11 protein-coding genes and 1 riboswitch are annotated in these 12282 nt (G+C 72.7%); of the genes, 5 read left to right on the forward strand and 6 right to left on the reverse strand.

The window, feature by feature from the left end:
- Positions 1-114 precede the first annotated feature (114 nt).
- On the forward strand, positions 115-1041 hold the full coding sequence (locus tag QBL21_RS31710; protein ID WP_407566635.1) for a MurR/RpiR family transcriptional regulator: 927 nt from the start codon (positions 115-117) through the stop codon (positions 1039-1041).
- Positions 1042-1409: 368 nt separating this feature from the next.
- Positions 1410-2345 (forward strand): N-acetylmuramic acid 6-phosphate etherase, encoded by a 936-nt coding sequence (murQ, locus tag QBL21_RS31715; protein WP_407565663.1) that lies wholly within the window; start codon positions 1410-1412, stop codon positions 2343-2345.
- 179 nt (positions 2346-2524) lie between these two features.
- Here murQ and groL read toward each other — a convergent pair whose 3' ends face one another.
- From groL to thrC, 4 genes are all read right to left on the reverse strand, one after another.
- Positions 2525-4147, reverse strand: coding sequence for a chaperonin GroEL (groL, locus tag QBL21_RS31720; protein WP_407565664.1), 1623 nt, complete (start codon positions 4145-4147; stop codon positions 2525-2527).
- Between the two features lie 396 nt (positions 4148-4543).
- Positions 4544-4747: a cold-shock protein gene (locus QBL21_RS31725; RefSeq protein ID WP_018839739.1), complete on the reverse strand. Its 204-nt coding sequence runs from the start codon at positions 4745-4747 to the stop codon at positions 4544-4546.
- A 397-nt stretch (positions 4748-5144) separates the two neighbouring features.
- Positions 5145-5423, reverse strand: coding sequence for a MoaD/ThiS family protein (locus QBL21_RS31730; RefSeq protein ID WP_407565665.1), 279 nt, complete (start codon positions 5421-5423; stop codon positions 5145-5147).
- Positions 5420-6724, reverse strand: coding sequence for a threonine synthase (thrC, locus tag QBL21_RS31735; RefSeq protein WP_407565666.1), 1305 nt, complete (start codon positions 6722-6724; stop codon positions 5420-5422). The genes QBL21_RS31730 and thrC overlap by 4 nt, the downstream gene beginning before the upstream one ends.
- Positions 6725-6741: 17 nt before the next feature.
- Positions 6742-6881, reverse strand: a riboswitch (SAM riboswitch).
- A 181-nt stretch (positions 6882-7062) separates the two neighbouring features.
- On the opposite strand from thrC, the gene QBL21_RS31740 reads away from it, so the two are divergent.
- Entirely contained in the window at positions 7063-8130 is a 1068-nt protein-coding gene (locus QBL21_RS31740) for a glucosyl-3-phosphoglycerate synthase (RefSeq protein WP_407565667.1), read from the forward strand.
- Between the two features lie 145 nt (positions 8131-8275).
- Positions 8276-9703 (forward strand): trehalose-6-phosphate synthase, encoded by a 1428-nt coding sequence (locus tag QBL21_RS31745; RefSeq protein WP_407565668.1) that lies wholly within the window; start codon positions 8276-8278, stop codon positions 9701-9703.
- Positions 9704-9789: 86 nt separating this feature from the next.
- Here QBL21_RS31745 and QBL21_RS31750 read toward each other — a convergent pair whose 3' ends face one another.
- Positions 9790-10317 carry a CGNR zinc finger domain-containing protein gene (locus tag QBL21_RS31750; RefSeq protein WP_407565669.1) on the reverse strand — a complete coding sequence of 176 codons (528 nt, stop codon included), beginning with the start codon at positions 10315-10317 and terminating at the stop codon, positions 9790-9792.
- Between the two features lie 107 nt (positions 10318-10424).
- Here QBL21_RS31750 and QBL21_RS31755 point away from each other — a divergent pair, with 107 nt between their 5' ends.
- Entirely contained in the window at positions 10425-11285 is an 861-nt protein-coding gene (locus tag QBL21_RS31755; protein ID WP_407565670.1) for an alpha/beta fold hydrolase, read from the forward strand.
- 130 nt (positions 11286-11415) lie between these two features.
- Here QBL21_RS31755 and otsB read toward each other — a convergent pair whose 3' ends face one another.
- Positions 11416-12276 carry a trehalose-phosphatase gene (gene otsB / locus QBL21_RS31760; RefSeq protein ID WP_407565671.1) on the reverse strand — a complete coding sequence of 287 codons (861 nt, stop codon included), beginning with the start codon at positions 12274-12276 and terminating at the stop codon, positions 11416-11418.
- Positions 12277-12282 lie beyond the last annotated feature (6 nt).

A 12282-nucleotide genomic window follows, 5' to 3' on the forward strand; every position in this document is an offset into this window, starting at 1 on the left:
CGGCGGCCGACCGGGCGAGGGCGGCCCGGCCTCCTCCGGGGTTTTCCACAGGGCCGTCGCGGGGGGTTGACTCCCCCTCCGTCGCGAAAATATCTTTCGTGTGTGAGCTACAGCGTGAAGGAAACTTTCACTCCCGACTCCCCGACCGGGCCCGCGCCGCCCGCGCCGGCCGCTCTGGCGGCCAAGGTGCGCACGGTCGCGCCGTCCATGACGCGCTCCATGCAGCGCGTCGCCGAGGCCGTCGCCGGGGATCCGGCCGGCTGTGCCGCGCTCACCGTCACCGGCCTCGCGGAGCGCACCGGCACGTCGGAGGCCACCGTCGTGCGGACGGCGCGGCTGCTCGGCTATCCCGGGTATCGCGACCTCCGGCTGGCCCTGGCCGCCGCGGCGGCGCAGCAGGAGGCCGGGCGGGCGCCGGCGGTCACCGCGGACATAGCGGTGGACGATTCGACGGCCGACGTCATCGCCAAGCTCGCGCGGGACGAGCAGCAGGCCCTCGCGGACACCGCGGCCGGGCTCGACCCCGCGCAGTTGGAAGCGGCGGTCGCCGCCATGGCCGCGGCCCGGCGCATCGATGTGTACGGGATCGGCGCCTCCAACCTCGTGGGGCAGGACCTGGTCCAGAAGCTGCTGCGGATCGGCGTCGTGGCGCACGCCTCGCCCGACCCGCACCTGGCCGTGACCAACGCCGTCCAACTGCGCGCGGGTGACGTGGCCATCGCGATCACGCACTCGGGTCGCACGGTCGACGTCATAGAGCCGCTGCGGGTCGCGTTCGACCACGGGGCGACGACGGTGGCCATCACCGGCCGCCCGGACGGCCCCGTCGCCTCGTACGCCGATCACATACTCACCACGTCCACGGGTCGCGAGAGCGAGCTGCGGCCGGCGGCCATGTCCAGCAGGACGGGCCAACTGCTGGTCGTGGACTGCCTGTTCATAGGCGTGGCCCAGCGGACGTACGAGCGTGCCGCCCCGGCGCTCGCCGCCTCGTACGAGGCGCTGGCCCACCGGCACAGCCCGCTGCGCCCGAGGTCCTGACGCCGCCCGGCGACACCGACGACGACCGATGCCCCGGCGACCCGCCCTCCACGCAGGCGCGGCCCCCGCCCATGGCACCGGACGCGCCGGAGTCGACGGACAGTTCGGATGTACCGGACGTGTCGGGCGCGCCGGACGGCTCCGGGCCGCCGGATGCACCACCCGCGCCACCTGCACCTGCGCCACCCGCACCAAGCACCGCCCATGCGTCACGTACCGCTCACGCACGAAGCACCGCTCATGCACCACGCACCACTTACGCACCAGGCACCGCTTCTGCACCACGCAAGCCGCCGTGACCGACCCACCTCCGCGTGCGCGCACCGCCCACCGCGCGCCACGCACCGCATGGAAAGAGCCGCTCCGACATGCCCTCTCCCTCAGCCGAAATCCGCCGGGAGCTGGAAAACCTGACCACCGAGGCGTTCCGCCCCGAGCTGGCGGAGATCGACCGCCTCTCCAGCCTGGACATCGCCAGAATCATGAACGAGGAGGACAGCGGGGTACCGGGCGCGGTCGCCTCGCAGTTGCCGCAGATCGCCGCCGCCATCGACGCCACCGCCGAGCGCATGTCCCGCGGCGGCCGGCTGTTCTATCTGGGCGCCGGCACCGCGGGCAGACTCGGGGTGCTGGACGCCAGCGAGTGTCCGCCGACGTTCAACACCGACCCGGCACAGGTCGTCGGCATGATCGCCGGCGGGGACAAGGCGATCCGCACCTCCACGGAGGGCGCGGAGGACAGCAAGGAGCTGGCCGCGGCCGACCTGGAGGCGGCTGACCTGGGGCCCGACGACACGGTCGTCGGCATCTCCGCCTCGGGCCGCACGCCGTACGCGGTCGGCGGCGTGGCGTTCGCGCGCGGCCGGGGGGCGCTGACCATCGGGCTGTCCTGCAACGCCGGTTCGGCGCTGTGCGCGGCGGCGCACCACGGCATCGAGGTCGTCGTGGGCCCCGAGCTGATCGCGGGGTCGACGCGGCTGAAGGCCGGCACGGCGCAGAAGCTCGTGCTCAACATGCTGTCGACGATCACGATGATCCGGCTGGGCAAGACGTACGGGAACCTGATGGTGGACGTGCGCGCCTCCAACGAGAAGCTCCAGGCCCGCTCGCGGCGCATCGTCGCGCTGGCGACGGGCGCGGGCGACGAGGAGGTGGAGGCCGCCCTCACCGAGACCCACGGAGAGGTGAAGAGCGCGATCCTCACCATCCTGGGCGGCGTGGACGGCAGTACGGCGGAGCGGCTGCTCGACGCCTCGCACGGCCATCTGCGCGTCGCCCTGAAGTCCGCGACCGACGTGAGCTGACCGCCGGGACCGTCAGGACCGCTGCGACCGCCGGGACCGCCGCAACCGCGGTCGAATGCGCCCCGACGCGCCCGAGGGCGGCACCCCCTGCGGGGTACCGCCCTCGGTTCGTCAGTCCGTCCGCTGTCCGTCCCCGGACGTCGCTGACGCCGCGGACGTACGGACTCGGCGATCCCGGATCAGAAGTCCATGTCGCCGCCGGGCATACCGCCCCCGGCCGCGGCCTTCTCCTTCTCCGGCTTGTCGGCGACGACGGCCTCGGTGGTGAGGAACAGGCCCGCGATCGACGCCGCGTTCTGAAGCGCGGAGCGGGTCACCTTGGCCGGGTCGAGGATGCCCTCGGCGATCATGTCGACGTACTCACCGCTGGCGGCGTTGAGCCCGTGACCGGCGGTCAGGTTGCGCACCTTCTCCACCACGACGCCGCCCTCAAGGCCGGCGTTGACCGCGATCTGCTTCAGCGGGGCCTCCAGGGCCAGCTTCACCGCGGCGGCGCCGGTGGCCTCGTCGCCCTGGAGCTCCAGCTTCTCGAAGACGTGGCCGGCCTGGAGCAGGGCCACGCCGCCACCGGCGACGATGCCCTCCTCGACGGCCGCCTTCGCGTTGCGCACGGCGTCCTCGATGCGGTGCTTGCGCTCCTTCAGCTCGACCTCGGTCGCGGCACCGGCCTTGATGACGGCCACGCCGCCGGCCAGCTTGGCAAGCCGCTCCTGGAGCTTCTCGCGGTCGTAGTCGGAGTCGCTGGCGTCGATCTCGGCGCGGATCTGGTTGACCCGGCCCTGGACCTGCTCGCTGTCGCCGGCACCGTCGACGATGGTGGTCTCGTCCTTGGTGATGACGACCTTGCGGGCGCGGCCCAGCAGGTCGAGGGTGGCGCTCTCCAGCTTGAGGCCGACCTCCTCGGAGATGACCTGGCCACCGGTGAGGATGGCGATGTCACCGAGCATGGCCTTGCGGCGGTCGCCGAAGCCCGGGGCCTTGACGGCGACGGACTTGAAGGTGCCGCGGATCTTGTTCACCACGAGGGTGGACAGGGCCTCGCCCTCGACGTCCTCGGCGATGATCAGCAGCGGCTTGCCCGACTGCATGACCTTCTCCAGGAGCGGCAGCAGGTCCTTGACCGCGCTGATCTTGGAGTTGGCGATGAGGATGTAGGGGTCCTCCAGCTCCGCCTCCATGCGCTCCATGTCGGTGGCGAAGTAGGCGGAGATGTAGCCCTTGTCGAAGCGCATGCCCTCGGTGAGCTCAAGCTCAAGGCCGAAGGTCTGCGACTCCTCGACGGTGATGACGCCTTCCTTGCCGACCTTGTCCATGGCCTCGGCGATCAGCTCGCCGATCTGGGTGTCGCCGGCGGAGATGGAGGCGGTGGAGGCGATCTGCTCCTTGGTCTCCACGTCCTTGGCCTGCTCCAGCAGGGCGGCGGAGACGGCCTCGGTGGCCTTCTCGATGCCGCGCTTCAGCGCCATCGGGTTGGCGCCGGCGGCCACGTTCCGGAGGCCCTCCTTGACCAGCGCCTGGGCCAGGACGGTCGCGGTCGTCGTGCCGTCACCGGCGACGTCGTCCGTCTTCTTCGCGACCTCCTTGACCAGCTCGGCGCCGATCTTCTCGTACGGGTCCTCCAGCTCGATCTCCTTGGCGATGGAGACACCGTCGTTCGTGATCGTGGGGGCGCCCCACTTCTTCTCGAGGACGACGTTCCGGCCCTTGGGGCCGAGGGTGACGCGGACGGCGTCGGCGAGCTGGTTCATGCCGCGCTCAAGGCCGCGCCGCGCCTCCTCGTCGAACGCGATGGTCTTGGCCATTGTGTTGAGTCCTCCCGGACAGGGGGGTCGACTGTGTCCGGACCGCGCTGGCGCCCGCGACGGACGGTCCGCGACCCGCGTGGTTCCCTCCCACCCGGCCTGCGGACCTCACCGAACCGGTCCCGTGCTGTCACTCTCACTGGGAGAGTGCTAACGCCAATGATTAGCACTCGCCCCCTGCGAGTGCAAGCGGGTAGGGGCTTCTCATGCGCAGAGCGGAACCGGACCGCGGCCCCCCGTATCAGGAGGAGGACGGCGGCGGGCGGCGGCGGAGGGTGTCGGACGGCGGCGGGAGGGCTGCGGACAGCGGCGGCGGAACACGGCGGCGGACAGCAGAGGGCCCGCACCCCGGGGGTGCGGGCCCGTCGCGAGTCGTCCGTGGTCGATGCCCGGCGCTCAGCCGCTGACGCGGACCATGTCTGCCTGCGGCCCCTTCTGACCCTGCGAGATCTCGAACTCGACCCGCTGGCCTTCCTCGAGGGTGCGGTATCCGTCCATCTGAATCGCGCTGTAGTGGACGAAGACATCCGCACCACCGTCGACCGCGATGAAGCCGTACCCCTTCTCCGCGTTGAACCACTTGACGGTGCCCTGAGCCATTCCAAACTCCCCTATTGCCGGCCCTACACAGGACCGCACTCCGCGGACCCGGGTCAGACCTCACCCCCGGATACACGCCGGGGGGCGTGCGCCGGAACGCGTCGACCGCGGCTGAATGTATCCGCACAGATGCCCAGTGCAACAGGTCAATCGGACGAGAATTCTGCGGACACTCGATCGGTATTTTTCCAATCAATTTCCGCCATTCCCCGACAACTCGGGCAGGGCATAACTCACCATCACGACAATTAACTCTCCGCATTTGCGGGGAACTTGTCGCGTTCTCATATGCGCGGAGCATGGGCCACGAGGGGGGAACGCCCCAACCCTATCGCGTGTCCGGACATGCGAACGGCCCCACTCCGGATCAGTGGGGCCGCACACACGACAGCGGGGTTCAGCAGCCTCCGGCGACCGCCGGAATGATCGAGATGCCGGCCCCCTCGGGGGTGGGAGTCCGCAGGCCATCGGCGAAGCGGACGTCGTCGTCGTTCACGTAGACGTTCACGAAGCGACGCAGCTTGCCTTGATCGTCTAGCACCCGGCCGGCGATTCCGCGGTGGTTCTTCTCCAGGTCTTCGATCACCTCCGCCAGGGTCGCGCCCTCGGCGCTCACCTCTGCCCGCCCGTCGGTATACGTACGGAGGATGGTCGGAATTCGGACGTTCACGCTCATGATGCGAGGCCGGCCTCTCGGAAGGAGTCGAGTGTGGGACGAATGATCGCGCTCGGCCCCGTGGTGGGGGCGACCGCGTCGAGGGTCTTCAGACCGTCGCCGGTGTTGATCGCGACGGTGGTCTCGGCCGGGTCGATCCGGCCGTCCGCGACGAGCTTCGCCAGCACGCCGAAGGTCACGCCGCCCGCCGTCTCCGCGAAGACGCCCTCGGTGCGGGCCAGCAGCTTGACCGCGTCCACGACCTCGGCGTCCGTGACGTCCTCCACCGCACCGCCGGTGCGGCGGGCGATGTCCAGCACGTACGGTCCGTCGGCCGGGTTGCCGATGGCGAGGGACTTGGCGATGGTGTCGGGCCGGACCGGGCGTACCACGTCGTGGCCGTCCTTGAAGGCCCGCGAGACCGGCGAGCAGCCCGCCGCCTGGGCGCCGAAGATCTTGTACGGGCGCTCCTCGACCAGGCCCGTCGCGATCAGCTCCTTCAGCGCCTTGTCGATCTTCGTGAGCTGGGAGCCGGACGCCACCGGGATGACGATGTTGTCCGGGAGCCGCCAGCCGAGCTGCTCGCAGATCTCGTACGCGAGGGTCTTGGAGCCCTCCGCGTAGTACGGGCGCAGGTTGACGTTCGTGAAGCCCCAGCCCTCGCCGATCGGATCGCCGATCAGCTCGGAGCAGAAACGGTTCACGTCGTCGTACGTGCCCTCGATGCCGACGACGTCGCCGCCGTACACCGAGGCCATGACGACCTTCGCGTGCTCCAGGTCGTACGGGATGAACACGCACGACCGCAGCCCGGCCCGCGCGGCGGCGGCGCCGACGGCGCCGGCCAGGTTGCCGGTGGACGAGCAGGACAGCGTGGTGAAGCCGAAGGCGCGGGCCGCCTCGACGGCGATGGCCACCACCCGGTCCTTGAACGAGTGCGTGGGGTTGCCGGAGTCGTCCTTCACGTGCAGCTCACCGGTCACGCCCAGCTCGGCGGCGAGCCGGTCGGCGCGGTGCAGCCGGGTGAAGCCGGGGTTCAGATTGGGCTTGGACGCCACGTCGGCGGGGACGGGCAGCAGCGGCGCGTACCGCCAGATGCTCCGCGGTCCCGCCTCGATGCGCTCCCGCAGCCGGGCCGCGGACCCGGCGTCGCCGCCGGGCAGCTCGTACGCCGCCTCCAGCGGCCCGAAACAGGACTGGCACGCGAACACCGGCCCCAGCGGCACCCGCTCCCCGCACTCCCGGCACGACAGCGCGACGGCGGGACCCAGGTCGGGGGCGCCGTCTACGACGGCCGGGGTGGGAGCTGTGTCTACAGCCATACTGGCGAGGCCCTCTCTCCTCATCTTCCCCGCGACGCGTCTCGCCGCAGGACGGAATTGGCACCATCACCGTCCGGGGCCTCGCAGCGTCGCGAGTACCGGACGGAGGGTTGCCGGGGCTTCTACGGGCCGTTCCCTCTGCCCCTCTGGATGAGCTCTGTATGGCGCCGGCCCGGCGGGGCCGTCCGACGCATTTATGCGACGCGCGGACCCCGACATAGGGACGTCACGCACGTTGTTCAAGACTGTAACCGACGACCAGGACAGTTGTGAGGGCCGTCCGGCACGCGAGACGGCTCTCACACCTCACAGGACCACCGGCAAGGGGAGGCCCGCAGGTGCTCGATGACGTGGAGCAGTGGCTGAAGACGCGGTCCTGGTCCGCGCCGGACCGGCCGCGCGCCCGGCTCCTGGCGGCCAAGCGGGCGCTGGGGGCGCGGGGGACGGTCAGCGTGGTGCTGCCGGCGCTCGACGAGGAGGCGACGGTCGGGGCGATCGTCGCGGCGATCCGGGCGGAGCTGATGGCTCCGGGCGGCCCGGAAGGCGACCGGCTCGTGGACGAGCTGGTCGTGATGGACTCCGGCTCCACGGACCGTACGGCGGAGGTCGCCGCCGCGGCCGGCGCGCGGGTGGTGCACCGCGACGAGGTGCTGCCGCGGATGCCGGCGGTGGCGGGCAAGGGCGAGGTGCTGTGGCGGTCGCTGCTGGTGACGCGCGGCGAGATCGTGTGCTTCGTGGACGCGGACCTGCGGGACTTCGACACGGCGTTCGTGAGCGGGATCGTGGGTCCGCTGCTGACGGAGCCGGACGTGGAGTTCGTGAAGGCGGTGTACGACAGACCCCTCGGTACGGGGGGCGGTGCGAAGGGTGCGGAGTTCGGTGCGGGCGGTGCGGTCGGTTCGGCGGTCGGTGCGGCGGCGGGTACGGCGGGCGGTGCGGGTCGCGCGGAGGCGGGCGGCCAGGGTGGGCGGGTGACGGAGCTGGTGGCCCGGCCGCTGCTGAACCTGCACTGGCCGCTGCTGGCCGGTTTCGTCCAGCCGCTGGGCGGCGAGTACGCGGCGCGGCGCTCGCTGCTGGAGCGGCTGCCGTTCCCGGTCGGGTACGGGGTGGAGCTGGGCCTGCTCGTCGACGCGCTGCACACGGTGGGGCTCGACGCCCTGGCGCAGGTCGACGTCGGCGTCCGCCGCCACCGCCACCAGGACGACCGTGCGCTGGGCCGCATGGCGGCGGCGATCTACCGCACGGCGCAGCTCCGGCTGGCGCGGGGGCACCTGGTGCGGCCGCGGCTGACGCAGTTCGACCGCGGCGCGGACGGGACGTTCGAGCCGCGGACGTACGGGGTCGACACGGAGGAGCGGCCGCCGATGCGGGAGATCCGGGAGTACGTGGAGCGCCGCGCGGCGTAGCCCGCGGCGGGCGGGCCGTACCGGGGAATCCCCGTGCTCGCACGCGCCGCTCCCCCACCGCTCCCCCCACTGGTCTCGGCCACCGGTCTCGGCCACACCGTCCCGGGTGCGTTTCGCGGGGGCCCGTCGTGGCTAGGCTCGGCGCATGGTCGAGTCCCCCGGTGCCCCCCTGCTCGTCGCGTCGAACCGCGGGCCCGTCTCGTACGCCGTCGGGGACGACGGTGAACTCGCCGCCAAGCGCGGCGGCGGCGGGCTCGTCTCCGGGCTCAGTGCCGTGGGGCCCGACGCCGGGGCGCTGTGGGTGTGCGCCGCGCTGGGCGGCGGGGACCGGGAGGCCGTGCGGCGGGGGGTGGCCGAGCCGGGGGTGCGGATGCTCGGCATCGACCCGGAGGTCTTCCACGACGCGTACAACGGCGTCGCGAACTCCGTGCTGTGGTTCGTGCACCACATGCTCTACGACATCCCCGTCGCTCCCGTCTTCGACGCCGGGTTCCGCCGCCAGTGGGCCGCGTACGAGGCGTACAACCGCGCCTTCGCCGACGCCCTGGCGGACGGTGCCGCCGAGGGCGCCGAGGTGCTGGTGCAGGACTACCACCTGTGCCTCGTGCCAGGCATGCTCCGCGAGCGCCGGCCCGACCTGCGCATCTCGCACTTCACCCACACGCCGTGGGCACCTCCCGAGTACTTCCGGCTCCTGCCCGACGACATCGCCGCCGCGCTGCTGCGCGGGCTCCTCGGCGCCGACCGCGTCGGCTTCCACACCCGCCGGTGGGCCGAGGCGTTCGTCTCCTGCTGCCGCGACGTGCTCGGCGGTGCGGCGGACGTCGCCTGGGGCGGTGAGGACCCGCGGGGGCAGCGGACCACCTTCGTGGACGTGCACGCCCTCGGCGCCGACGCCGACTTCCTGCGCGAGCGGTCCCGGCGGCCGGACGTGGCCGAGCGGATGGCGGCCCTGCGCGAGCAGATCGGCGGCGCGGACCGCGAGGTCCTCGTGCGGGTGGACCGCACGGAGCTGTCGAAGAACATCGTCCGCGGGCTGCTCGCGTACCGGGAGCTGCTGGAGGGACGGCCGCAGTGGCGCGGGCGGGTGGTGAAGCTGGCCTTCGCGTACCCGTCGCGGCAGGACCTGGCGGTGTACCGGGACTACACCGCCGAGGTGCGCCGCCTCGCCGCGGAGATCAACGAGACGTACGGGACGGACGGCTGGCTGCCGGTCGTGCTGCACGTCGAGGACGACTTCGCCCGCTCGCTCGCCGCGTACCGGCTGGCGGACGTGGCGCTGGTCAACCCGCTGCGCGACGGGATGAACCTGGTCGCGAAGGAGATCCCGGTCGTCTCGGACGACGGCTGCGCGCTGGTGCTGTCCCGGGAGGCGGGCGCGTACGCGGACCTCGGCGAGGACGCGCTCGTGGTGCATCCGTACGACGTGGGGGCCACCGCCGAGGCGCTGCACGAGGCGCTGTCGATGCCGCGCGGCGAACGCGCCCGCCGGACGAAGCGGCTGGCGGCGGCGGCCACGGCGCTGCCGCCGCAGGCGTGGTTCCTGGCGCAGTTGGACGCGCTGCGGGGGTAGCTCGCGCTGCGGGCACTCGCGGTACGGGCGCAGCTCGCGTGTAGGTCGCGGTACGGGCGCGGCTCGCGGTACGGGCCGCGGGGCCCTCAGCGGCGGTGGCGCTCCTGGAAGCGGGCCGCCTTGGCGCGGTTGCCGCAGCCCTCCATCGAGCACCAGCGGCGGCGGCCGTTCTTGCTGGTGTCGTAGAACCACAGCACGCACTCGGGGTTGGCGCAGCCGCGGATCCGCTCCGGATGCTCCGCGTACAGCCGGACCAGGTCGGCCGCCGCGCACCAGGCGGGCAGCCACGCCGGGTCGTCCACGACGACCTCCGAGGTGGCGACGCCGTCGCGCAGCAGGGGGCGGCGGGCGCCGTGGGCCAGGATCGCGTCGAGCGGGCGCTCGTCCCCGTCGAGGGCGGCGCGCAGGGCGGCGCGGGCGGCGGTCAGCGGCTCGCGCAGGGCGGCGGGGGCGGTCGCGGTGGCGTCCGCCGCGTCGGCGGTCAGCTCGTGCTCTCCCAGCCAGCGGCTTATGCCGTCGGGCTCGTAGAAGAAGTCGACGGGGCTGCCCTCGTCGATCCACCAGGTGTTCACCAGGTCCAGGGCGAGCGGTTCTCCGGTCAGTGGTCGTGCCATACCGGCAGTCTAACCGTTCAAGTCGGGTTGACAGGTTGGCGGGGGTGGGGATAGGTTCGGAGCGTCTTAACCGTTCAAAAGCATTTTGATGGTTGGAGTGTTCCCCGATGACCGTACGCAGCCGCACCGCCCGCATCGACGGCCTCGACGTCTTCTACCGGGAGGCCGGCGACCCCGGCGCGCCGACGCTCGTGCTGCTGCACGGCTTCCCGACCTCGTCGGTCGGCTTCGCGCCGCTGATGGGCGAGCTGGCCGACGAGTTCCGGCTGATCGCCCCCGACTACCCCGGCTTCGGGCTCACCTCCGCGCCGCCCGCCGACGAGTTCGCGTACACCTTCGACCACCTCGCCGACATCGTCGACAAGCTGCTCGACCGGCTCGGCGTCCGGCGCTTCGCGATCTACGTCCACGACTACGGCGCCCCGGTCGGCTTCCGCCTCGCGCTGCGCCACCCCGAGCGCGTCACCGGCATCGTCAGCCAGAACGGCAACGCATACGACGAGGGGTTCACCCCCTTCTGGGCCCCGCTGCGCGCCTACTGGGCCGACCCCGCCCCGGCCAACCGCGACGCGCTGCGCTCCCTCCTCACCCCGGACGCCACGCACTGGCAGTACACCCACGGCGTCCCGGACACCTCGCTGGTCGACCCGGCGCTGGAGGTGCACGACCAGGCCCTGCTGGACCGCCCCGGCAACCAGGAGATCCAGCTCGACCTGTTCCTCGACTACGGCACCAACCCCGGCCGGTACCCCGACTGGCAGGAGTACCTGCGCGTGCACCAGCCGCCGGTGCTCGCCGCCTGGGGGCGGCACGACGAGATCTTCGGTGCCGACGGGGCGCGGGCCTTCGCCCGGGACGCCAAGGACGCCCAGGTGCAGTTGCTCGACGCCGGCCACTTCCCGCTGACCACACGGTTCGCGCAGAGCGCGGGGCTGATACGGGACTTCCTGCGCCGGCTGTCCGACTGAGGCGGAGGCAGAGACGGAGGCGGAGGCGGCCGGGCTGACGACCGGGCGGCGGCTGGTGACGCGGGGCTACGACGCCGATGGCCTGGAGCTACCGGCTCACGGCCCGGGGCTACGGGCTGCCCGCGCGGGGCTACGCGCCCAGCGCCGCCGCCAGTGCCGTCAGCAGGTCCACCACGCCCTGCGGCCCGTCGACCGTCAGGTCCGCCCGGTCCGCGAGCGCGTCCGCGCCCTCGCCCGTCGTCGCCGCGCTGCACACCAGCACGCCCGCGATCCCCTCCGGGCGCAGCGCGTCCACCGCGTCGTACGCCGCGAGGTCGCCGAGGTCGTCGCCGGCGTAGAGGACGGTGCGGGCGCCCGTCTCGTGGGTGAGGTCGGTGAGCGCGCGGCCCTTGTCCATGCCGGGAGGGCGGAGTTCGAGGACGAAGCGGCCCGGCTCGACCACCAGGCCGTGCGCCGCCGCCAGGTCGTCCAGCGGCTTGCGCAGCGCGTCGGCGGCCTCCGCGGGGTTCTCGGCGCGACGGGTGTGGACGGCGACGGCGCGGCCCTTGTCCTCGATCCACGTGCCCTGCCAGGCGCCCGCCGTCTCCAGCACCCCCGGCAGTTCGGCCTGCACGGCGGCCACGCCCGGGTGCGGCTCGGGGGTGCGCAGGGTGCCGGTGGCGGCGTCCCACTGCTCGTCGCCGTAGTGGCCGAGGACGCGCAGGTGCGCCAGGCCGGCGGCGCCGGCGAAGCCGCCGTACCGTACGGCCACCGCTGCGGGCCGGCCGGTGATGACGGCGACGGTGCCGACGCGCGGCGCCAGCCGGGCCAGCGCGGGTACGGCGCCGGGGTGGGCGCGGGCGGAGTCGGGGTCGGGGACGATCGGCGCGAGGGTGCCGTCGAAGTCGAAGGCGACGAGGGCCTGTTCCGGATCGGCGAGGAGCGCCGCGAGTCCGGCGCGGCCCGCCTCGGTACGCGGAACGGGGAGCTGTGCTGCGGAGGTGCTGCCCATGTCCAG

This window comes from Streptomyces sp. 184, assembly GCF_045781775.1.
In the GTDB taxonomy this organism is placed as follows: domain Bacteria; phylum Actinomycetota; class Actinomycetes; order Streptomycetales; family Streptomycetaceae; genus Streptomyces.